Consider the following 21,678-nt stretch of genomic DNA (forward strand, 5'->3'; position numbering starts at 1 on the left):
CTCAGTGGACGTAGTTGATTGCGATGGCCGGGGTGATCGTGGATGCCGTGCGACGGTTTCCCATCACCACGCGGGTGCCCAGGAGTACGCCGACGTTGGCATTCCAACTGTATTCGAGCGCCGGCGCGAAGCCGAACGCTACGCTGGGGCCGGAGTTGTGCCGAATGCTTGGCGGCTCTTGCATGCCGTGGGGATCGAGTACGTTGTATCCGCTGACGCGGGTGTTGCGGTTATGGCGGTAGGTGACATCGAGTGCCAGCACCCAGCGCTGCGTCATGCTGTACTCCCACGCCGCGTTAGCCAGGAAAGAGCTGCCTGGCTTGGCGTTGCCGCGAAACCCTTCAAGCGTGTTGTAGACGCTGACATCTTCGACACTCACCTTGTTGGAATAGGCTTGCGACACGTTGAAGCGCATGCGCAAAGTGCGGCCGTTGGCAAGCCTGAAATACGTCTGCGTGTTGAGCTGCAACGTGGTGGTATGGGCACCGCTGCCGAGGCCGTCGCTCGGTCGGTTACCCAGGCGGTCGTACTTGCCGGTGGGGAAGGTCTCCTGCAGCTCGAACGCGATCGTCGGAATCCAGCTACCTTCATGAAACTGGGTCAGCCGGTATTGAGCCTGCACACTGATATCGCCCAGCCCGACACCGGAGCTGTTGGGGCCGCCGCTTACCTTGTTGTAGCCAAAAACCGGAATCAGCCCGACGGTGAGCCTGTCGGCGAGTCCGTACTGCATATAGGTGAGCGAGCCGAAGCTGTTCGAATGAGTGGCGGTCACATCGTAGAGATATGGTTCAATCAAGAAATGTCCGCGCGGCAATGTCGCAGCCGAGTTCGCCAGCATGGGGCCGGTCCACCATGGGTCGCCTTGTGACTGGCCGACTGTCGGCGCCGGTGGCTCTGCGGCCACGTTGGCGGATGCCGCCGAGGCTGTTTGTGAACATGCTGGAAGTGAGTGCGAAAAACACCCAAGCAGGCACAGCAGGGAAAGGGTTTTGGCATGGCGAAGCGGGATCATTGTCTTCGTCAGATTCATGTGCATTGCTTTTCTCGTGTCACCGTTACGATCCAGTTTGTTTCCCAAGCCTTGCCTCCGCCATCCGAAAAATGTTTATTCAAAGCGATACGAGTTCGTTGTGATGTCCGAGCGGCTTTTGAATGCCTGACTGCGCTGAGGGAAAGTAAGTCAAATAGTGGTTCGCTGAAATAGCCACTTTGCTACGATTCGATATAACCACTTAAGGCGCGCCCGGAATGAAACGCACTGCTGCCAGCTTTCTGCCGCCGATTGCGCTCGATGTCCGCAGCGAGACGCCGATGTACCACCAACTGTCGGACTGGTTCCGGCGGGCGATCATCGACGGTCAGTTGCGGCCGGGGCAGCGGGTGCCGTCAACCAGAAATCTCGCCCATGAGCTGAAAATTTCCCGCATACCGGTCCTGAGCGCCTACGAGCAGTTGTATGCCGAAGGTTACTTGGAGACTTTCGTGGGTGCCGGCACCTGTGTCGCCCGATCGATACCCGACGAGACATTGAAGCCGGCGCGAAACGCGTCGCTGGAAATTCATCAGCATGGAGCTCCGCGCAGGGTCTCCCGGCGTGCGACCTTGATGTGCGAGCCTGCACAAACATGGTTGGATAACCAAGGCGCGTTTCGAGTGGGTCTACCCGCCCTCGACCACTTTCCTGTCGGGGTATGGTCGAAGCTGGTGAATCGACATTCGCGCAAGCCACCCATCGAGATGATGGCTTATGGCGAACCCATGGGGTATCTGCCCTTTCGCGAAGCCATCGCGGAGTACCTGAGCACGGTTCGCGCCGTACGCTGCGAGGCGTCGCAAATTTTGGTGACGACAGGATCGCAGCAAGGCTTGCAGATTTGTGCCCATGCCTTGTTGGACCCCAAAGAACGTGTCTGGATGGAAGAGCCCGGCTATCCCGGTGCGCATCAGGCGTTGATGACCGCCGGGGCGCGGGCCATTGCGGTTCCGGTCGACGAGGAAGGCTTGAACGTGGCCGAGGGTATTCGGCGAGGGCGCGGCGCACGCGCTGTTTACATCACGCCATCGCATCAATTCCCTCTGGGTATGACGATGAGTGCCACGCGACGGATGCAGCTATTGAGTTGGGCAGTGCGCAACGGCGCCTGGATCATCGAGGATGACTACGATAGCGAATACCGATTCGGGGGCCGTCCGATTGCATCGCTGCAAGGATTGGATACGGACGACCGGGTCATCTACGTAGGAACATTCAGCAAAGTGATGTTTCCCGCTTTGCGCTTGGGATATGTGGTGGTTCCCAAAGATTTGCTGCCGGCGTTTTCCGCCGTGAGACATGCCACCGACACTTTTTCCTCCACGCTTTATCAAGTCGCCATGACCGACTTTATTCGCGAGGGGCATTTCGCACGGCACATCCGCAAAATGCGTGCGCTGTATATGGAGCGGCGAACGGTATTGCTGGAGGCGATCCATCAACAGATGGCAGGCAAGCTCGAAGTCATTGGCGCCGAAGCGGGGATGCAACTGGTGGCATTGCTGCCGCCCGGCGTTGACGATGTGGCCGTGTCGATAGCAGCGGCCCGGCGAGGTGTTTCAGCCAGGCCGTTGTCGCTGTGCTATGTGAGCCCGCCTGCGCGAGGCGGGCTGATTCTTGGTTATGGAGGCGCGAGCACGCGCGAGATTCAGGACGGCATACGCAAGCTCAAGCTGTGCCTGTGAGAGCCGGGTCAGGCCCTTCATGCCCGAAGGGTTTTCACGAGCGCGATGACATCCTCTTCGCCCAAGCCTTCTTTAGCCGCGTTCGATAAGAGCTCACGACAGGCAGCGAGGAGCGTGGCTGGGCAGCCGGCATTCGATGCGGCACCGGCAGCGGCCAACGCACTGTCGAGTACATTCTTTACCGCAGCCTGTGGCGCGAAATCCAGTGTCGCCAGTTTGGGCAGCTTGGCCCGCATGAGGTCGTTTGCCATTTGTCCGCTTAGCAAAACATCGCTGAAAGTTTGCATGTCCAGGCCGGATTGCCGGGCGAAATGGGCCGCCTCGCACAGCGATACCATCATCGGAATCAGCACCATATTGGTGGCATGTTTCATGCGAAGCCCACCGGGTACCGGCCCGCAATAAAAGATTTCGTGACAGACCGACGATAGCAAGGGGAGTACGCGGTCCACGTCCGATTGAGCTCCCGCGAGCAAACCGACGAGCCGGCCTGCTTCGGCCGGCTTGCGAGAACCCGATACCGGGGCCTCGACATAGTGGCCGCCTGCGCTATGCACTTGCTCGGCGAGCGCTGTGGAAAAACCAGTCGATGTCGTGCCCATCTGCACCAGAGTGCGATGCGCAACACGCTGGCGAAACAGGGGCGTGCCGCGGTCGAGGACTTTATCGATGGCACTTTCGTCGGCGAGCATGAGGAAGATGGTTTCCGCGCTGGAAAACAATTCATCCAGCGAGCCGGCGAGCACTGCCCCGGCGGCGACCAGCGAATCGCATTTCGAGATCGTGCGATTCCACACGATCAACGGAACCCCGCCACGGAGCATGTTGTGTGCAATGGGCTGGCCCATCGCGCCAATACCTATAAAGCCAACCGTCATAAACAATCCTGGTGTGGATAGGCCGGCCGGTCAGGCTGGTTTTTCGTTCGATGAAACCCATTGACCGCCCCAGGCGCTGGGATCGACATTCGATTCGGTTTGCGAAAATGTCCAGACGTGGTTCGCCATATCGGCGACGTTGTATTGGCGTTCGCCATAGGGAAACGAGGTGGGTTCGCTGATGATCTTGGCACCCATGCTCCTGGCTTTCTTGCAGTGTTGATCCACACTGGCGACACGGACCATCACCGAGTGGCTGACCGTCCCAGGATGCAAGAAGGCATCGGGGCTCTCGGCGACGACAATCGCAGCGTGACCGACGTTGAGTTGAATACGGTGACTGCCGATGCGCAGGCGCTCGGTAAAACCGAAAGTTCGGCACAGCCATTTCGATGCTGCGATCACATCCGGGTAATGGAGTACCGGGATGACCGTCGCCGCCGGCATGGATTGATTGTCCGGGCCGTGCAAGAAGCTGTTCTCGGTAGGCATCTGAGTGAACTCCTGATGATGACAATGCTTGGTTGGAAAGCTGGTTGGAGAGCTATGGGGCCGTGCTGTTTTTCAAGATGCGCGGCAGGGCTTGGGCAGGGCCGTCTCCATCCGCGAAGTAGTCCAGCCGGATGATCTTGCCGTCGGTGTCGCGAACCGGTACGAAGTAGCTCAGCTCATCGGGGATGAAGTGAAGCTGCTGGCCGGCCGTCATCTGCAATGGAATCACGTTTTTATTGCCACGTTGTGCATAGAGCGTGTGGTCTTTGACGGACAGCGTCTCGATGGTGTTCTCGTCGATCCGGTAGGTGCCCTCAAGTGCCTGCAATGTCTCATCGGACGCAGGTACGGCGACGACCTCGGGAAAGGGCTCTCCCAGCGCGATCGCCGCGAGGCGCCGGCCCATGGATCGCGCATCGAAATTATCGTCGTTGGCGAGGGCGATGACCGTGATGTCCTGCTTCGGAAGATACGCCACGACGGCAGCGAAGCCGTCGATCTGGCCGGTGTGTCCGACCATCGTGTTGCCCCGGATATGCCAGATATACATGCCCAGGCCATAGCGATAAGCCGATGGCGTGCCGGGCAGGTCCGGCGCCGGCGTCGTCATCTGCTGCAGGCCTTGTTTGCCGATGGCTCGGCCATCTGCCAGGGCACGCATCCACAGCCGTAGATCGTCGACCGTGGATACCAGCGCACCGGCCGCCGCAGGCACGGTCATGCTGATGAACTTGGCGTTGCTGACTTGGTGTGTCGACGAGTCTGTGGTGTAGCCCGCGGTACGCCCTGGAATGAGCAGGGCATTGCCGCCATACGTCGTGTGCTTCAGTCCCAGCGGTTGGAGTAGCTGCTTTTGCAGCGCGTCGTACCACGGTTCGCCGGTGACTTTTTCGATGACCGCACCGAGCAGGATGAAGCCGGCATTGGAGTAGGCCCAGCCGGTGCCGGGCGCGAAGCTAGGCGGTCGCTTGCGGATTTCCGCGATGAGGGTGGCGGTATCGGCGTCGCGCCGGGTAAATCCGGGCGTCGGGTCTTTCGTGATGTCCGAAATGCCGGCCGTGTGGCTTAGCAGTTCGCGCAGGGTGATGCCGGTGGCGTTGGGAAAGTCGGGCAGGTACTTTGCCAGTGAATCGTCGAGCGACAGCTTGCCCAGCTCGGCCAGCTTCAGGATTGTCGCCGCCGTAAACATCTTGGTGACCGAGGCGATTCGGAACACGTGGTCGGCCGAAAGCGGAACACCCAGCTCGATCTCGGCGCGGCCACGGGCGCCGCGGAATATCACCGTGTCGCCTTGCGCAATCAGTACCGCGACACCGGGAGCCTCTGGGCTGGCCGCCCGCTCAAGCGCTTGCTGGGCTTGTCGTGCCATCGTCATGTTCGAAAGAGGCGAGGCAAGCGCCGTGCCCGCTGAACACGTAGCAATAAGTACAGCCAGACACGAACGCAAGGGCATGTTCAATTCTCCGCGTACAAACTGGGTTTCGACCGATAGTAATAAAGGAAAGCGCAGTGCTTGGCAGTCGTGCATTGCAGCATTGGATCGTGTCTATGCTCGACCACGTCACTTCTATGACCCTGTCTTATTGACGCTGCCAACAGGGGGCGCGTAGGTTCGGCCGCGCTATAGCCCTGCCCCGGCTAGGGGCAACTCTGGAAGGAGGAAGTGTATGAGCATGAAGTTTCGCGTTGCTTGCGTGTTTCTGTTCGGCATGGGTCTAGGCGCCGCCGCCGTGGCCAGCGTGCCACCACCGAGTATCACCCCGCAAATGGCCGCATGCGTTGCCGCCTCGTGTACCGGCTTGAGCGGGTCTGCCTATAGCGCTTGTTTTTCGTGTTGTGTGCACACAGGGGGTAACGGCCCGTGTCCGGCCGGTGGCGTTAACTGACGATGTACCGATCTTCCGCCATGCCGGCGATTGGGCGAGATAAGTCATGCGCTTGAAAAGCCTGCTGTTCATGGCGGTGTTTCTGGTGGTTGGCGTTGCCGCGGGCGTGGGAGTGGGGCGTTATGTGATCCCGCTCGTGCGTCCAGCGGCAGCGCTGCCGCAACTGGTGTCTAGCGGCGATTACCGCGAGCAGTACATCAAGCCGGCGGGTAAGCCGGTGGTCTTGTTCTCGCTGTCCACCTGCCCGCATTGCCGGGATACGCGGGCTTACTTCGCGGCGCATGGCATCGTCTATACCGACTATGTGATCGATGAGTCGGAAGATGCACGGATAAAGTTCGAGACATTGAACGAGCCGGGCGTTCCCGTGGTACTCACCACCGGGCATAAGGTCCGTGGTTACCATCCGCAAGCCTATGCCGATGTTTTCAAGCAGGACGGCGTAGCCGAGCGCCTAGGCGGTGCGTCCGATCTTAAAGGGCCTTAGAGCTTAAGGGCCTTAGACCTGTTCACGGCGCTACAATGCTTGTCCTGCTATCCAGCGACTTTCTTTTCGCCGAGTTTCGTATGCGTAATCCTTTGCAAGAACAACTGCTCAAGGCCGGTCTGGTCAAGAAAGGCAAGGTCGCCGAAGTGGTGCGTGAGCAGGCCAAGCAGCGCCAGGGCAAGGCCCCGGCAGCGGCCAATCCCGAGCAGGTCGATGCGAAACAATTGCAGGCCGAACGTGCCGAACGCGATCGCGCGCTGGCGGCGGAGCGTAATGCACAGGCTCATGTGAATGAGCTGCGTGCGCAGATCCGCCAGATCGTCGAGACCAACAAGGTCAAGCGCGAGGGCGAGATCGATTACCGCTTTACCGACAACGACAAGATCAAGAGTCTGTTGGTCAACGACCTTCTGCGCGCCCAGTTAGCCAAAGGCATCCTGGTCATCGCACGCCATGATGAAGGCTATGAGCTGTTGCCGCGCGCCGCCGCGGAAAAGATTTACGCCCGCGATGCCGCGATGATTGTGCTCGATCATGCGCGCGACCAAGCCACGGATAGCGGTAGTGATGACGAGTACTACAAGCAATTTCAGGTGCCGGACGATTTGACCTGGTAGTGGGCAACGTCAGCACGTTCGCTACTAGAGCCAAGAGCACCCCCCTCCCGACCTCCCCACGACCGACTTTTCGATCAACGCACTCTGGTCATCGCTTCAAGTCAGCGCCGTATGCGCATGGAACGGCAACAGGGTGGCGCCGGTGCCGGCGATGGCCGGCTCGGCGATAGCAAGCTTCTCCTTGTTGCCGTCGACGACGACCAGGATGCGGCCCATGGCGATTTCGCTCTTGAACTTGCGGCTGATGACATCGGGTACTTCGGAGCCGACCAGTGCGCCGGTCCAGCAACCTACTGTTGCGCCTGCCAGAACCATCGCGCCGGCGCCGGCAAGCGTTACGCCCAATGGAGGTACCGACAGAGCGATCAGGCCGAGCAATAGACCAGAGCCGCCACCGCAGGCAACGCCGCGCACGGCGGCGGGGTAGAAGTCGTTGCGGCCTGGCATCAGGTGATCGGGGATTTGCTTCAGTTCGATATCTTCGCGGGCGATCAGCGAGATGTCGTTATCGTCGATACCGGCCTGCTTGGCCGCCTCCATCGCGGCTCGGGCAGAGGTCATGTCAGGGGTACTGAAGACGCATCGGGTTTTCATCAGGCGCTCCTTCGACCAAGGGTGCAGCACCTTTTGTGTGCGACCGTGCCGGAAGAAGGGCTGCGTTAGTGAAGCCGGTTCATGGCGCTATCTTTTCGCAGTGGCGTCGGCGGTGTGTGAACTTGTTGTTATCGAAACAGGCTCATGGAACGTCGCGCGAAGCTTGTCCAGACGCTGGAATACGACGCTTCAGGGAATCTCCGCAGGGTGGCTGCAGATTTTCATCCCGTTGCCGATAACAGTAGCGATCCTCACCTCCGAGGCAGGGCGCCAGTCAATGAATATCGGCAGCGAAATATCGATGACGGTGGCGCGTATCAGTGCGGCGAGCGCCGTGGCATCGGCAACCAAGCCGTCAGCAAACGCGGTCGATGACGCGGTGAACTCTACCGATGTAAGCAAGAGCCTTGTTTCCCCACCCGCAGCAGCGGCCGACGGCCCGTCCGACCCGGCGGTCGAGCAACTGAAGGCTTCGATCGAAAAGCTGAAAAAGCAGTTGGCCGAGTTGCAGAAGCAGTTGGCGGAGGCCACGCGCCAGGCGTCGCCCGATGACCACGGGGCACAAGTCAGGGTCATGAGTCTGCAGTCGCAGGTGGCCTCTGTCATGGGGGCCTTGCAGCATGCGACAGCCGCTCTGGCCGAGTTGATGCTTAAAGCGGGCGCCAAGACGGGAATGATTAGCACGCACGCTTAGAGCCTGCCTGAGCGAGCTATCAGGTGACAGTTGAACTTTAGGCTTGTGAACTTTGGGCTTGAGTTTTAGCACTGATTGGTTTAATAATTCACAGTTCTCGCCGGGTCCCGCGCGCATGCTGCGCCTGGACGACGTTCGGCGCAGTCGTGGGGCAATGTGCCCAGCGCGGCTCTATCGCTCAAGGAATCCATTCATGACATCCCGGTTTTTAGGGGCGGCGCTCATTCTCGGTTTACTGTCGGCGATCGGTCCGTTTGCTATCGACATGTATTTGCCTGCGTTGCCGACTATCGAGCAAAGCCTGCATACCGATGTAAGTATGGTGCAGCTCAGCTTGATGGCTTTCTTTATCTCGCTGGGTATCGGTCAGCTTATTTATGGCCCGGTATCGGACATGGTGGGGCGCAAGCCGCCGATCTATTTCGGCTTGGCCTTGTTCGCGCTGGCGAGCGTCGGTTGCGCGCTCGCGCCGGATATTCAAACCTTGATCGTATTGCGCTTTGTGCAGGGCCTGGGCGCTTGCGCATGCACGGTCATACCGCGCGCGATCGTGCGGGATATGCATACCGGCCACGATGCGGCGCGCTTGATGTCCCTGTTGATGCTGGTGTTCAGTGTGTCGCCGATTCTGGCTCCGTTGAGCGGTAGCCTGGTGATTCAGTTGGCTAGCTGGCGCGGTATTTTCTGGACCGTGATGGGGGCGGCGGTATTTGGCCTGGTGCTGGCTGGGACGATGCTCAAGGAAACGCGTCCACGCGAGCAGCGGGTCGATAGCAATATGCGTACCGCGTTGGCTGCCTACGTGACCTTGCTGAAGGACCGTCACTTTGTCGGCCTGGTCCTTATCTGCTCTTTCGGGGTCGCCAGTTTCTTCACCTATCTGGCGAACTCGTCGTTCGTGCTGATAAGCCACTATGGTTTGACGCCGACGCATTACAGCTTTGCCTTTTCGATCAACGCGGCGGCTTTTATCGGTGCGGCGCAGTTTACCGGCCGGCTGGGCGCGCGCTATGGGCTGGCGCGCTTGGTCAAGACGGCGGTGACCGGGTATGTGGCGACCATGCTATTGCTGTTGTTGCTTAATCTTGCTGGTGTCGATCGGCTCGATGTGCTGATGACGCTGCTGTTCGTCGGTTATGGTTTTCTCGGTTTGGTCATTCCGAGTTCGGCGGTGCTGGCGATGGATAACCATGGAAAGATCGCCGGTACCGCAGCGGCTCTGTTGGGCACGATGCAATTCATGACCGGCGCAGGCGTCATTGCGGTGATCGGTCGGTTCATCGATGGCACGGCGCGGCCGATGGTGGCGGGTATCGCGCTATGCGCCGTGGTGGCGTTTGTGCTGGCACAGATCACGCTCCGCTCTAAGCATCGCGAGGCTGTCGCCGATTGATCGACATGGCGACAGCAGAAGCCGGCCGATACGACGACTCAATGAGCCTGCGCTTGTGCTGAAACGAGGTCGCGCCGATAGCTCAGCAACCGGCCGCGAAACGGCTCGACATCGCTCTCGTTGAAGCGACTGCGTTTTTCGATCACGCCGTAGCCTTGGTTGACCAGGGCGCGAGTAAAGGATGCGCTGTTGCCGCGGCCCGGATCCGTAATAAGTATTTCGGTATCGGGCTTGGCATGGCGAAGCATCAGCCGCGCCAGCGTGTCGGCATGGCTGCTTTCGTAGAGCACATCGCTGCCGATGATGAGGTCGAACAGGCCCAGCTCGGTATTAGGTATATCCCAGCGCAGATCGCGATAGGCGATAGGAGGCAGTGCGTTTTGCACGGCATTTCGGCGCAGGAATAATTCCGCCAGCGGGTGATGATCGGTCGCCGTAACGTCGGCGCCGCGCCGCTGCAGCACCAGGCTGGAAAGGCCTAAGCCGCAGCCCAGTTCGAGAATGCGTTTGCCGCCGATCTCGTACGCGCTCATGGCTTCGGCCAACACGCGGCCCGAAGGCCATACCTGGCCAAATAGACTCCACAGTGCGGACGAGATGCCCGATCGCGCAGCCAGGCGATGCGGGTCGGCGAACTGGTGCTGGTCGCTTAATGCGCGTATGTGGTAATCGTGGCCGCCAAGGCGAACCGTTAGCTGGCGGGTGGTATATCCCGGCATGCGCGCTCCCAGAAGGGTAATGTTCCCGAGTGATCGGGATGCGGAGAAGGGAGCGGGACCGCGAAAACCGCCAAGCAGGCGAAACATGGAGCGAACGCCATCTTACGCTGATTGCCCGCACGCGAGCGGCTTTCGTCGCGGCGCGGCAGCCGGTCTGCTTCTATTCCGGTATCGAGGCACTCGAACGTGCGCATGTCGCCGCGCGTTCGAGTAGCAATGTTTGCTCGCGCGCATTGCGTGTGAGCGAGGCTGCGCGTTCGAATTCGATGCGTGCCTCATCAAAGCGAAGAAGCTTGGCTAGCAGGTCGCCGCGCACGCTGGGCAAGAGATGATAGTTCACCAGCGATGGCTCGGCAGTCAGCGCATCGACAAGGGCGAGACCTGCGGCAGGTCCAAATGCCATGCCCAGGGCGACGGCGCGGTTCAGCTCCACAATGGGAGATAACGTGAGCTGGGCGAGTGCGCCGTAGAGCGTCGCGATGCGTGGCCAATCGGTATCGGTCGCCGCGGCTGCACGCGCATGACAGGCGGCAATCGCTGCCTGCAAGGTATATAGGCCCTGGCTGCCGCCGAGTTTTTCGGCACGATCGAGTGCGCTGAGTCCGCGACGGATCAGCAGTTGGTCCCAGTGGCCGCGATCCTGCTCAAATAACAGGATGGGTTCACCGGTTGGGCCGGTCCGTGCGTTGGCTCGCGAGGCCTGGATTTCCATCAAGGCGACCAAGCCATGGACCTCGGGCTCATGCGGGCTGAGTTCGGCAAGCACGCGTCCGAGTCGTAATGCGTCTTCGCATAGCGCCGGTCGCATCCAGTCGTCGCCGACGGTGGCCGAGTAGCCCTCGTTGAAGACCAGATAGATAACCTCCAGTACCGATGACAGCCGCGCAGTGAGTTCGGCCCCGCGTGGTACTTCGAACGGAACCTGCTTATCGCTGAGCGTACGCTTGGCGCGAACGATGCGTTGCGCGATGGTCGGTTCGGGAACCAGGTAAGCGCGAGCGATCTCGACTGTGGTCAGGCCGCCGAGCAAGCGCAGGGTGAGTGCGACACGTGCTTCGGTGGACAGTACCGGATGGCAGGCGACGAACATCAACCGCAGCAAGTCGTCGCCCACCTGATCGTCGGCCCACGCATCTGGATCGGGTGTGACCATTTCAAGCTGGGCTTCGATCTCGCGAGTGAGTTCGACCTCTTTGCGCTGATGCAGTTTCTTTCGGCGCAATAGATCAATCGCGCGACGTTTTGCGGTGGTCATGAGCCAGGCGCCCGGATGATCCGGTACGCCTGAGCTAGGCCATTGTTCGAGTGCGATCACTAACGCATCTTGCGCAAGCTCTTCGGCCAGGCCGACATCGCGCACGATGCGTGCAAGTCCGGCAATGAGTCGCGGTGACTCGATTCTCCAGACGGCGTCGATGCTGCGGTAAGTGTCGTTTGCGCTCACAGCGCGAGATCAGATCATCTCCGCTGGCGCGACGCAAGACGACCGCGTGCGAACCCCGCGTGCGAACCCCCACTGTGAACCTCTGGCGCCGGCACTTACTTTTCGGTATTTGCCTTGAGGTTGGACAGGCCGGCTTCGAAGTCTTTGCCGATCAATGTGTCCAGGTTCATAAAGATGCCTATCAGTTTGGACATAAAGGGGCTTGGGCCGTACATGGACCAGGTCACCTGAGTGCCGCCATCGCGGGGTTCCAGGGTGAATTCGGCGGTGTTGTGGCCTTCGAACGGGCGGATGAAATCCAGCTTGATCGCGATCTTGGACGACGGCGACGATTCGATGATTTCCATACGTCCCTTGCCGGCCTTCTTGTTGCCGTCCCACTCGTACATCGCACCTTGCCCACTGGCCGAGCCGCCGATGGCGCGGGTCATGTTCGGGTCGAGCTTTTCATACGGCGACCACGAACTCCATGCGTGAAAATCGTTGATGAGCGCGAAAATTTTCTCTGGCGCGGCCTTGATGGTCGCCGTACGCTGAACGCGGAATGTATCGGGTCGGGTCGATGCATAGACGAGCAGGGCGATGATGAGCGCCACGACAATGGTAAGCAACTTGAGCATAGGGTGGCTCCGTTATGTTCTATGAGGGAGAGCTGCGGTCCCCGCCATAAACAAATGGCAGGGATTGAGGCGATATCAGCTCTTCATGCCGCAATTAATCATCCAGGCCACGCCGAAGCGGTCGGTCAACATGCCGAATTTCTTCGCCCAGAATGTTTCATCCAACGGCATCTGTACCGTGCCGTTTTCAGCCAGGGTATTGAAGATGCGTTCGGCTTCGGCAGGGTCGTCGATGGCGATGGCCATGGAGCAGCCTTTAATGCCTTCGTATGGGCATGGAGGTGCGCTGTCCGAACCCATCAACACCTGATCGCCGATTTCGAGGCGGGCATGCATGACCTTGTCGTGAAATTCGGCTGGGATCTGCTCGCACATCGATGCAGGCGCATCGGCAAAGTGCGAGATCATGGTGATCTTGCCGCGAAAACACTGCGCATAGCATTCGAAAGCAGTCTTGCAGTCGCCGTTGAAGTTTAGATAAGCATTGATTTTCATGAGGTACCCCAGAAAGCCGTGTCGGTGGATTATCGCAATGCGTTCATTTGTGCGCGCAGGCGCTCTTCCCGCTCTCTTAATTCAGGGGTGAGTTCGGTGCCGAACTCCTCCGCTTCGTATACCTGGCGAATTTCGATCTCGGCCTCGCCTTCGAGCGGGTTGGGGCAGCGCTTGACCCACTCGATGGCTTCTTCCATCGATTTGACCTGGATCAACCAGAAACCGGCGATAAGCTCTTTCGACTCAGTGAAGGGGCCATCGACAACCGTGCGCTTATTGCCCGAGAAGTGAACGCGCGCGCCTTTAGAGGACGGATGCAGCCCTTCGGCGGCAAGCAGCACGCCGGCTTTCACCAGCTCCTCGTTGTACTTGCCCATGTCGGTGAGTAATTGCTCGCTTGGCAATACGCCGGCTTCGCTATCTTTGTTGGCTTTTATCATCACGATGAAGCGCATGGTGTTATCTCCGTTGGGCTTAGGTATGCGAGGCCGAAGCGTGGTCTCTAATGAAAGCGACGAACGAACGGAAGCCGGATCGACATGCGTAGCGACTTTTTTTGTACGGCTTTTTAAGTATTTGCCTGGGTTTGATTTTTTTCCGTTTTGCGGTGGTGAAGATTTTCTTAGGCCGGTTCTTATGAGATGAAGCGGCGGCTTATTTCGTATAGTTCGGTATTCCCGCAAGGCTCGGCTGCACTGCAACATGGCCATCAAACGTTCGGTTCCCGATGCACCACAGTTAGATCTGCTCGGCAGCGAGCAGGCGAGATCAACCGAGATCCATCGGTTATTCTTCGCCCTGATTCCCGATGAAGCCGTGCGCAGTCAATTGGTCGGGGCGGCGCAAAGCCTCAGGCTCGCATCCAATATCCGAGCTCGCTGGGTAAATCCAGCGCGTTACCACGCGACGCTGCATTTCCTCGGGGATCATCCGTCGTTGCGCATGGACTTGGTCAATGCCGCCAAGGCCGCCGCCGACAAGGTCCGCAGCCCGTCGTTTGAATGGAGGTTGGATCAGGCCAGCGGCTTTCGCGGCCGTCAACCGCCGTGCGTAGTGGGTGGCTCAATGACTCCCGCGCCGATGCAGCAGCTATGGCAAGACTTGCGCCACGCGCTGACCCTGGCCGGGCAGGGCCGGCATATGGAAAGAAGTTTCACGCCGCATATCACACTCGCGTATAGCCATGGCACGGTACTCGGGACCACCGCGATCGAGCCCATCGTATGGTCGGTGGCCGGTTTTGAACTGGTTCACAGCATCGTCGGCCAGGCGGGCGACTCCCAGCGGACATACGAGACCCTGGGGGCGTGGCACTTGGCCGACGAGCGCCAAAAGTCATAGCCAAGTGGTTTCGATTTTGGCGCACAATCGCCTACCCAACCCTAGCTACGGAGTTCGTCATGCGTACTACCGTTCTTGCTGCACTGATTGCGCTTAGCCTGGTTTCGTCGGTGTCGGCCCAGACCACTTCGGCGCGAACCCCTTCGGTTCCGGGCGTCATGACACAGCCGCTGTTGCCGCCCTATGTCGCCGCGGCCATCAATGATTCCGAGCGTCAGGCCGACAAGGCCATCGATGCCCGGCGCAAAGCAGGAGAAGTGGCGACCTTTACCCAAGTGAAGCCGGGTCAGAAGGTGTTGGAGCTGATTCCCGGTGCCGGCTATTTCACCCGCGTGTTCAGCGCCATCGTCGGCGCCAAAGGGCATGTGTATGTGTTGTGGCCGAACGAGTACGCCAAAGAAGACGAATCGGATGTGCTGGGCTCGCGCAAGCTGGTTGCTCAATCGCATTACGCCAACGTTGTCGTACTGGCCCAGCCTGCAGCGCAGTTAAGCGTGCCCGAACCGGTCGACGTGGTGTTTACCTCGCAGAACTACCACGACTACCCGGACCCCTTTATGGGCAAGGTGGACCCGGCAGTATTGAACAAACAGGTATTTGCTGCGCTGAAGCCCGGTGGTGTGTATGTCATTGTCGACCACGTGGCCGAGGCTGGCTCCGGCTTGCGGGACACCGATACGCTGCATCGCATCGATCCGGCTATCGTGAAAAAAGAAGTGGAAGCGGCCGGCTTTGTCTTCGACGGCGAAAGCAATGCGCTGCGTAACCCGGCCGATACGCATACGGCCAAGGTGTTCGACAAGGCGATACGCGGGCATACCGATCAGTTTATCTATCGTTTCCGCAAACCAGCGGGATGATGTCTGGGCTAGATCGCGGTGGAGACTGAACATGGGGGCGCGCCGGCGCCCTCTGATGACCCTATGCCGGTACGGCCGATCGAGCCTGATATTGCCGATTGCTGCGGTGAGGGGTGTGTGCCTTGTATTTATGATCTTTATGAGGAGGCGTTGGAGCGGTATGTGGTTGCGTTGGCGGCTTGGCGTGAGCGGCATTTGATGTGATCGCAAGTTGGGTCGCCTGCGGCGGGCTTTCGGCCACCTGCCGGTGGTCGAGTCACTTTTCTTTGCTTGCTCAAAGAAAAGTAACCAAAAGAAAGAGCACCCCGGTGCGTCGCCCTTCGGGTACGTGAGGGCCGGCCGGGCTTTTCGACAGGGCTTCCTGCCCTGGCGAAAAGGACTCGGCATCCATGCCGAGTCCCCTGCGGGCCTGATCGTCCGCCCCTCACCGACGCACAGGGGCCCCAAGGTCAAGAGCAAGATCAAAAGCAACGTCAAAAGCAGCGAGCGTCGCTTTTGCCCCTCCCCCTACTTGTCCCGAAAAGGGGACTTCCTTCGGTCGTAGGGGGAGGTTGGGAGGGGGTGAACACTTGCGAAAACCTCTCCTGATGCGCTTTCTTATAGATTCACCCCTCCCCAGCAGCGACCCACATCGGCTGAGATTAGGCGCTAGTCAGGCTGCTTGTAGGGGAAGGGGTGGCTCTTAGCTGCGGTAAGCTGCGCGTTCTTTTATATAAGCGAGTACAGCATGACGACCTCCCTCTATGACACTTCCATCCCCGTGTTCAAGCAGATGCTCGGTGGCTTGGGTGTGGTCTTGGCTAAGGCTGAGGCGCATGCCGTTGAGAAGAAGATCGATCCGGAGGCCTTGCTGCAGGCGCGATTGTTTCCTGACATGTTTCCGCTGGTTCGCCAGGTGCAGATCGCCTGCGATTTCGCCAGAAGCGTGCCGACGCGTCTGGCTGGTGCCGAAGTGCCTGCGTATGACGATAAAGCGCAGACCTTTGAAGAGTTGCGCGCGTTGATCGCCAAGACGACAGCTTATGTCGATAGCTTCACACCGGCGCAGTTCGAAGGCAGTGCGCAACGGGAGATCATCACTCGCAAAGGCACGCCGAAAGAGCGTCGTTTCAGCGGGCAAAGTTATTTGTTGAGCTATGGCTTGCCGCAATTTTTCTTCCACGTGACTACGGCGTACGCGTTATTGCGGCATAACGGTATCGAGATCGGCAAGCGCGACTATATGGGCGCTTACTAAGTCGCTTTTGTGCTTACTGCGCTCCCGCTGGAGAGCGCAGTAAGCGGTTATCAGAATCGTTCACTCGCCGGCAGGTAACGCCATTCACCCACCGCCATGCGGCTGAGCGGGATGCGGCCGATGCGGATGCGCTTGATCGTGACGATGGTAAGGCCGACCTCCGTACACATCTGGCGCAGTTGTCCGGGCTGGACGGATTTGATCGCGAAGCGCAGACGGTTTTCACTTTGCCAACTGACTTTGCAGGGCGGTAGCGGACGGCCGTGGTAGCTAAGTCCGTGCTGCAGTCGTTGCAGGCCGTCGGGGGCGAGGGCGCCGGCGACTTCCACGACATATTCCTGCTCGATGCGTTCGGCGTCTTCACTCAATCGGCGAACCACCCGCCAGTCTTGTGTCAGCACCAACAGGCCGCTGGCTTCGTGATCCAGCGGCATCGGGGCGCTCAAGCGTGAGAAATGTCGCTTGAGTGTGCGAATGCCCGAGGCGTCGTCGGCCGATCGCGTTGCCGCCGTCACCATCGGCAGCGCGGACCTGGCCCATGGACCGGCATCGTGGCTGACCGGTTTGTGCAACAAGATCGTCGCTGGCTCGGCCGGTTCGAGGTGAGCATTCGGGTCGATCTCGATCCGCTCGTCGAGTACCTTCAGTTGCGGCTCTTCGGCGACTTCACCATTCACGCGAACCCAGCCGCCCTCGATATACATTTCGGCCTCGCGCCGTGAACATTGTGTCAATTCGGCGACACGCTTGGCGAGGCGAACGGGTTCGGTCATCGGGGTAGCCAGCAGATGGGGATGCGCCATTGTAGGCGCCTGCGATGCTGGGGATGGCAATTGCCGTGACCGGCCCCAGATAGGGCATTTGCCACTGAGGACGTTTGCATGATTCCATTTTCTGTACTCGATCTCGCTCCACTTACCGAGGGTGGCACTGCCACTCAGACATTCGCCAATACCCTGGACTTGGCACGGCACGCCGAGCGGCTAGGCTACCGGCGCTATTGGTTGGCCGAACATCACAATTTGCCCGGCATTGCCAGTGCGGCGACGGCGGTGTTGATTGGCCATGTGGCCGGTGGCACGAAGACCATCCGTGTCGGCTCGGGCGGCATCATGTTGCCGAACCATGCGCCGCTGCAGGTCGCCGAGCAATTCGGCACGCTGGCTTCGCTATATCCGGGGCGCATCGACCTGGGCTTGGGGCGCGCACCGGGCACCGATCAGGCCACCGCGCGCGCCCTGCGTCGTTATTTCGACAGCGCAGATGCTTTTCCGAATGACGTCAATGAATTGCTGGGTTATTTCGAGCCGGTGAAGCCGGGGCAGGCGGTACGCGCGGTACCGGGTGCCGGTGTGGATGTGCCGGTATGGTTGCTGGGGTCGAGTTTATTCAGCGCCCGCTTGTCGGCGGCGATGGGCTTGCCATTCGCTTTCGCCTCGCATTTCGCGCCGGATGCGATGGATGAGGCACTGGCTTTGTATCGCCGTGATTTTAAGCCGTCCGCACGCCTGGCCAAGCCTTACGCCATGCTCGGGGTGAATGTGATGGCCGGCGCAACTGATCGCGAAGGGCGCCGATTGTTCAGCACGCAGCAGCAGAGTTTTCTCAACCGGTTCCGTGGCCGACCGGGGCTTATTCTGCCGCCGATCGACGACATCGAGTCGCATTGGACACCAGCGGAGAAGCTCGCTGTGGAACAGACTCTGGCCTGCTCGGTGGTAGGGGACCCCAACACGGTGAAGCAAGGGCTGGCCGAGTTCATCGCGCGTCATCAGCCCGATGAATTAATGGTGACGGCGAATATATTCGAGCATGCGGCGCGTTGTCGTTCGTTTGAGATTGCAGCACAGGCGCGCGAGAGCCTGGCTGCCGCCGCATAGATCGGAACAAGTTCTAAAGATTCGCGCTGAAGTTTCGCTGTAGATCTTGCTGGCAGCGAGCAAGTTGCTGAGCGCTGAAGCGATGAGACGCTTCAGCGCTCATGCTGGTGTACGGATCGATCAGTCGGTGTTCGGTCAGCAACTGCATCATCGCGGCATGGTCGGCGGCATGCAGTATCTGGCCCATCAGCGAAGATGGCGCAGAGGCGGTGTACTCGATGCGCTCGGCCAGCGTGTCGAGTACGTGGACGGGCAGCTCCCAATAGCGAGCCGCTTGCAGTGTCAGTTCGGCGGCAACACGCGCGATGCCGGCGACAAATGGCGGGGTATAGGCGGTGAAGGTACCGCCGAACTCGATGTCCAGGGTGCGGATGACCGCGCCGATACCGGTATGGCAGACCAGGCCGGCAAGATACGTTTCGAACGGGTCGCACAGTCCTTTACCGAGAAATACGGCGGCATGTGCGCAGCGTTCGGCGTGATCCCACAGCCGTTGGCCGGCTATTTGACCAAACCCGCCACCGCTGGCGAGCAGGATCGGTTTCATCACATACAGCGATACCACATGGCGCAGACCCTCTTGGCCCAGCAGCACCACCGCGTGTTGCAGGCTGGCGATGGGTTGCAAGGTGCGGTAATGCACGCTGCCGGTGACGCGCATCACTTCACCCACCAGCACCGGATCGCGGCCGATCAGCTCGGCCAGCTTGGCCCCGCTGAGATGGTCGTTGCGTAGTGCGCGCAGTAGCTGTGGCAATACGCTGGGCATGCGCGGCAGGCCGCTGACGTCGTAGCGGTCGCCACCGCAGAGCGCATCCAGGCGTTCCAGTGCCATCTGTTCTTGGGTGTCGAGCGTAGTTTGGCTGGATGCAGGCAGACCGAACACAAAGCGGTAGAAGCGGTCTTCTAGCTGCGCGTTAGCGAGGGTATGGCCCTGGGGCGCGGCGGGTACAGGGCGTGCAGCGAGGATCGGTTCATGCGGTTGCCACGCATGCCGATCAGGTACGCGTTCGCGTGCGAACAGCCGCTGCCATAAGCCCATCATGTTGCGGTCCTTCCCCTCGCACGCCCCCGCGTTGCTTTTGTATCGGCAGGGTGGCGGAGAAATGTAGCGTGGCGTAACGCGAGCTACTTATGGGGTCGTAATCAAGCTCTTAAGCCAATCCACTGCGCCAAGACCGGCCCGGCGGCCGCTGGCAAAGCAGGCAGTCAGCAGGTAGCCACCGGTGGGCGCTTCCCAATCGAGCATCTCGCCTGCGCAGAACACGCCCGGCAGGGCACGCAGCATAAGCGAGTCGTTCATGGCCTCCAGTCGCACGCCACCGGCACTGCTGATGGCCTCGGCGAGCGGGCGCGCTTGTTTCAGGCGTAGCGGTAGGCGCTTGATCGTTCGGGCCAAGGTCTTGCTGTCGTGAAGCTGTTCTTTGCTCAACAGCTCATGGAGCAGGGCGGTTTTGACACCGGTAAGGCCGGTATGGCGACGCAGGTGATCGCTGAGCGAATGGCTGCCGCGCGGTTTTGCCAGCTCACGCTCCAGTCTTTCCAGCGTGCGATCGGGGGCCAGGTCGAGCTGTAGCGTCGCGTGGCCGTGTTGGGTGATGGCATCGCGCAAATGGGCGGACAGTGGATAGATCAAGCTGCCTTCGATGCCGGTAGCGGTCAGCACGCATTCGCCCTGGCGAGCATGTTCGATTTGGGCGCCGTCTTGCCAATGCGCGACGACAGGTTTCAGCGGTGCCCCCGCAAAGCGGCGGACAAGATGTTCGCTCCAGCCGATGTCGAAGCCGCAGTTGGAGGGCTGCATCGAGGCTACGTCCACGCCCCGCGCAGCCAACCATGGCTGCCAACTGCCATCGGAGCCGAGTTGCGGCCAACTGCCGCCGCCAAGTGCCAACACGACGGCACTGGCCTGGACGTGGCGCTCGCCGTCGGCGGTGGCGAAGCGTAGGGCCTGGTCATCGGTCCAGCCCAGCCAGCGGTGATGCACATGAAAGCGTACGCCATTCTCGCGCAGGCGATGTACCCAGCCCCGCAGTAGCGGCGCTGCCTTGAGGTCGCTGGGGAATACCCGGCCCGAACTGCCGACGAAGGTCTCCACGCCAAGTTCACGTGCCCAGGTGCGCAATGCGTCGGCGTCAAAATCCTCTAGCCACCTGCCGATTTCTTTGGCGCGGGCGCCATAGCGCTGTACGAAATCAGCTTTGGGCTCGGCATGGGTGAGATTCATGCCGCCTTTGCCGGCAAGCAGAAATTTGCGTCCGACCGAGCCCTTGCCTTCGTACAGGTCGACTTGAATGCCGGCCGCGCGCGCCACTTCGGCGGCGATCAGCCCGGCCGGGCCGCCGCCGATGATGGCGAGTTGCGTAGTAGCCCGTGTTACCGCAGACATGATGCGGGCTTAGGCCGGGACCGTTGCCGTCATCCGCTGCTGCGGATCGATCGCCACCGAAGTAGTCTCGGTCATCAGTTGAATTTGGCCGTCCTGAATCAGGCATTGCAGGCGCACGCCGCGTTCCAGCAAATGGGTGAGTTCTTCGACGGTGGAGGCGGGGATGTCCAGCACGGTGAGGTTCTTGTTGCGGCTAAGCGAATTGGCGATTTTTTCCCACCAGATATCGGCGCCACGACCGCTGTAGTTGATGACTACGACGCTTTGCGAGCGTCCGCAGGCTTTGCGGATACGCGCTTCGTCCGGTTGGCCCAGGTCGATCCACAGCTCGATTTCGTCGGTGTAGGCCTTACGCCACAAGTCCGGCTCGTCGTCGTTGCTGAGGCCTTTGCCGAATTCCAGTCGCTCACCGGCGTACATCGCAAAGGCCAGCAGCCGCACCATCAGTCGTTCTTCGGTTTCGGAAGGGTGCCGCGCCAGGGTGAGCGCATGGGTGGCGTAGTAGTGCCGGTCCATGTCGCTGATCTGTAGCTCGACTTTGTAGATGGTGGCGTTGAGTGCCATGGGGGGAGCCAGGTGATTGCAGCCGCTTATTCTACCTGTCTCTTGTTTGTGTGCTTGTGTGTTAGGGGTGCCGCGAGCTGGATCGCCTGCGGCGGGCTTTCGAACCCCTGCCGGGGCTCGAGTCACTTTCTCTTGAGTGGCCAAGAGAAAGTAACCAAAGAGAAGGCTACCCCGGTGAGTCGCCCTTCGGGTGCGTGAGGGTCGGCCGGGCTTTTCGACAGTGCATCCATGCACTGGCGAAAAGGACTCGGCATCCATGCCGAGTCCCCTGCGGGCCTTGTCGTCCGACCCTCACCGACGCACAGGGGCCCCAAGGTCAAAAGCAAGATCAAAAGCCGCCGCTCGCGCAGCTTTTGCCCCTCACCCT

General features: G+C 60.1%; 25 protein-coding genes. 11 read left to right on the plus strand and 14 right to left on the minus strand.

Annotated features, from left to right (window positions below; all coding sequences use genetic code 11):
* Position 1: 1 nt before the first annotated feature.
* Entirely contained in the window at positions 2 to 907 is a 906-nt protein-coding gene (locus tag DVJ77_RS11490) for a transporter family protein (protein ID WP_225427958.1), read from the minus strand.
* A 344-nt stretch (positions 908 to 1,251) separates the two neighbouring features.
* Between DVJ77_RS11490 and pdxR the strand changes: the two genes are divergently transcribed.
* A complete protein-coding gene (gene pdxR / locus DVJ77_RS11495; RefSeq protein ID WP_114845635.1) occupies positions 1,252 to 2,721 on the plus strand; it encodes a MocR-like pyridoxine biosynthesis transcription factor PdxR in 1,470 nt (489 codons plus the stop codon).
* A gap of 17 nt (positions 2,722 to 2,738) precedes the next feature.
* Here the strand turns inward: pdxR and DVJ77_RS11500 are convergent, their stop codons facing one another.
* From DVJ77_RS11500 to DVJ77_RS11510, 3 genes are read right to left on the minus strand one after another with little or no spacing between them, the layout of a single operon-like run.
* Positions 2,739 to 3,599: an NAD(P)-dependent oxidoreductase gene (locus DVJ77_RS11500; RefSeq protein ID WP_114845636.1), complete on the minus strand. Its 861-nt coding sequence runs from the start codon at positions 3,597 to 3,599 to the stop codon at positions 2,739 to 2,741.
* Between the two features lie 30 nt (positions 3,600 to 3,629).
* On the minus strand, positions 3,630 to 4,091 hold the full coding sequence (locus tag DVJ77_RS11505; RefSeq protein ID WP_114845637.1) for a VOC family protein: 462 nt from the start codon (positions 4,089 to 4,091) through the stop codon (positions 3,630 to 3,632).
* Positions 4,092 to 4,143: 52 nt separating this feature from the next.
* Entirely contained in the window at positions 4,144 to 5,460 is a 1,317-nt protein-coding gene (locus tag DVJ77_RS11510) for a serine hydrolase domain-containing protein (protein ID WP_162791465.1), read from the minus strand.
* 298 nt (positions 5,461 to 5,758) lie between these two features.
* On the opposite strand from DVJ77_RS11510, the gene DVJ77_RS21110 reads away from it, so the two are divergent.
* The 3 genes from DVJ77_RS21110 to DVJ77_RS11520 all read left to right on the plus strand — a co-directional run bounded on the left by DVJ77_RS21110 (position 5,759) and on the right by DVJ77_RS11520 (position 7,081).
* Entirely contained in the window at positions 5,759 to 5,977 is a 219-nt protein-coding gene (locus tag DVJ77_RS21110; RefSeq protein ID WP_162791466.1) for a hypothetical protein, read from the plus strand.
* Positions 5,978 to 6,023: 46 nt separating this feature from the next.
* Positions 6,024 to 6,464 carry a glutaredoxin family protein gene (locus tag DVJ77_RS11515; RefSeq protein WP_114845639.1) on the plus strand — a complete coding sequence of 147 codons (441 nt, stop codon included), beginning with the start codon at positions 6,024 to 6,026 and terminating at the stop codon, positions 6,462 to 6,464.
* 80 nt (positions 6,465 to 6,544) lie between these two features.
* Entirely contained in the window at positions 6,545 to 7,081 is a 537-nt protein-coding gene (locus tag DVJ77_RS11520; RefSeq protein ID WP_114845741.1) for a DUF2058 domain-containing protein, read from the plus strand.
* Between the two features lie 96 nt (positions 7,082 to 7,177).
* Here the strand turns inward: DVJ77_RS11520 and DVJ77_RS11525 are convergent, their stop codons facing one another.
* A complete protein-coding gene (locus DVJ77_RS11525) occupies positions 7,178 to 7,675 on the minus strand; it encodes a hypothetical protein (RefSeq protein WP_114845640.1) in 498 nt (165 codons plus the stop codon).
* 277 nt (positions 7,676 to 7,952) lie between these two features.
* Here DVJ77_RS11525 and DVJ77_RS11530 point away from each other — a divergent pair, with 277 nt between their 5' ends.
* On the plus strand, positions 7,953 to 8,369 hold the full coding sequence (locus DVJ77_RS11530) for a hypothetical protein (RefSeq protein ID WP_114845641.1): 417 nt from the start codon (positions 7,953 to 7,955) through the stop codon (positions 8,367 to 8,369).
* A gap of 193 nt (positions 8,370 to 8,562) precedes the next feature.
* Positions 8,563 to 9,762: a multidrug effflux MFS transporter gene (locus DVJ77_RS11535; protein WP_114845642.1), complete on the plus strand. Its 1,200-nt coding sequence runs from the start codon at positions 8,563 to 8,565 to the stop codon at positions 9,760 to 9,762.
* A 38-nt stretch (positions 9,763 to 9,800) separates the two neighbouring features.
* On the opposite strand, the gene DVJ77_RS11540 is transcribed toward DVJ77_RS11535, so the two are convergent.
* The 5 genes from DVJ77_RS11540 to DVJ77_RS11560 form a co-directional block, all read right to left on the minus strand.
* The gene (locus DVJ77_RS11540) at positions 9,801 to 10,481 is read right to left on the minus strand and encodes a class I SAM-dependent methyltransferase (RefSeq protein WP_114845643.1); all 681 of its coding nucleotides are present in this window, start codon (positions 10,479 to 10,481) and stop codon (positions 9,801 to 9,803) included.
* Positions 10,482 to 10,641: 160 nt separating this feature from the next.
* Entirely contained in the window at positions 10,642 to 11,925 is a 1,284-nt protein-coding gene (locus tag DVJ77_RS11545; RefSeq protein WP_114845644.1) for an RNA polymerase sigma factor, read from the minus strand.
* Positions 11,926 to 12,020: 95 nt separating this feature from the next.
* Positions 12,021 to 12,545 (minus strand): SRPBCC family protein, encoded by a 525-nt coding sequence (locus tag DVJ77_RS11550; RefSeq protein ID WP_114845645.1) that lies wholly within the window; start codon positions 12,543 to 12,545, stop codon positions 12,021 to 12,023.
* A 75-nt stretch (positions 12,546 to 12,620) separates the two neighbouring features.
* Entirely contained in the window at positions 12,621 to 13,040 is a 420-nt protein-coding gene (locus tag DVJ77_RS11555) for a VOC family protein (RefSeq protein ID WP_114845646.1), read from the minus strand.
* A gap of 29 nt (positions 13,041 to 13,069) precedes the next feature.
* Positions 13,070 to 13,495 carry a YciI family protein gene (locus tag DVJ77_RS11560; protein ID WP_114845647.1) on the minus strand — a complete coding sequence of 142 codons (426 nt, stop codon included), beginning with the start codon at positions 13,493 to 13,495 and terminating at the stop codon, positions 13,070 to 13,072.
* A gap of 247 nt (positions 13,496 to 13,742) precedes the next feature.
* Between DVJ77_RS11560 and thpR the strand changes: the two genes are divergently transcribed.
* The 4 genes from thpR (at position 13,743) to DVJ77_RS11580 (ending at position 16,478) form a co-directional block, all read left to right on the plus strand.
* A complete protein-coding gene (gene thpR / locus DVJ77_RS11565) occupies positions 13,743 to 14,381 on the plus strand; it encodes an RNA 2',3'-cyclic phosphodiesterase (RefSeq protein ID WP_114845648.1) in 639 nt (212 codons plus the stop codon).
* 59 nt (positions 14,382 to 14,440) lie between these two features.
* A complete protein-coding gene (locus tag DVJ77_RS11570) occupies positions 14,441 to 15,241 on the plus strand; it encodes a class I SAM-dependent methyltransferase (protein WP_114845649.1) in 801 nt (266 codons plus the stop codon).
* Between the two features lie 63 nt (positions 15,242 to 15,304).
* Positions 15,305 to 15,445, plus strand: coding sequence for an oxidoreductase-like domain-containing protein (locus DVJ77_RS11575; RefSeq protein WP_114845650.1), 141 nt, complete (start codon positions 15,305 to 15,307; stop codon positions 15,443 to 15,445).
* 523 nt (positions 15,446 to 15,968) lie between these two features.
* On the plus strand, positions 15,969 to 16,478 hold the full coding sequence (locus DVJ77_RS11580) for a DUF1993 domain-containing protein (RefSeq protein WP_114845651.1): 510 nt from the start codon (positions 15,969 to 15,971) through the stop codon (positions 16,476 to 16,478).
* 50 nt (positions 16,479 to 16,528) lie between these two features.
* Here the strand turns inward: DVJ77_RS11580 and DVJ77_RS11585 are convergent, their stop codons facing one another.
* Positions 16,529 to 17,251, minus strand: coding sequence for an rRNA pseudouridine synthase (locus DVJ77_RS11585; protein ID WP_114845742.1), 723 nt, complete (start codon positions 17,249 to 17,251; stop codon positions 16,529 to 16,531).
* A gap of 108 nt (positions 17,252 to 17,359) precedes the next feature.
* Here DVJ77_RS11585 and DVJ77_RS11590 point away from each other — a divergent pair, with 108 nt between their 5' ends.
* Positions 17,360 to 18,358: an LLM class flavin-dependent oxidoreductase gene (locus DVJ77_RS11590; protein WP_114845652.1), complete on the plus strand. Its 999-nt coding sequence runs from the start codon at positions 17,360 to 17,362 to the stop codon at positions 18,356 to 18,358.
* A gap of 13 nt (positions 18,359 to 18,371) precedes the next feature.
* Here the strand turns inward: DVJ77_RS11590 and DVJ77_RS11595 are convergent, their stop codons facing one another.
* The 3 genes from DVJ77_RS11595 to DVJ77_RS11605 form a co-directional block, all read right to left on the minus strand.
* Positions 18,372 to 19,403, minus strand: a complete 1,032-nt coding sequence (locus DVJ77_RS11595) for an HDOD domain-containing protein (protein ID WP_114845653.1) — start codon at positions 19,401 to 19,403, stop codon at positions 18,372 to 18,374.
* An 87-nt stretch (positions 19,404 to 19,490) separates the two neighbouring features.
* Positions 19,491 to 20,747 carry a TIGR03862 family flavoprotein gene (locus DVJ77_RS11600; protein WP_114845654.1) on the minus strand — a complete coding sequence of 419 codons (1,257 nt, stop codon included), beginning with the start codon at positions 20,745 to 20,747 and terminating at the stop codon, positions 19,491 to 19,493.
* 9 nt (positions 20,748 to 20,756) lie between these two features.
* Positions 20,757 to 21,311: a YaeQ family protein gene (locus DVJ77_RS11605; protein ID WP_114845655.1), complete on the minus strand. Its 555-nt coding sequence runs from the start codon at positions 21,309 to 21,311 to the stop codon at positions 20,757 to 20,759.
* Positions 21,312 to 21,678 lie beyond the last annotated feature (367 nt).

This window comes from Dyella tabacisoli (assembly GCF_003350925.1).
Lineage (GTDB): Bacteria > Pseudomonadota > Gammaproteobacteria > Xanthomonadales > Rhodanobacteraceae > Dyella_C > Dyella_C tabacisoli.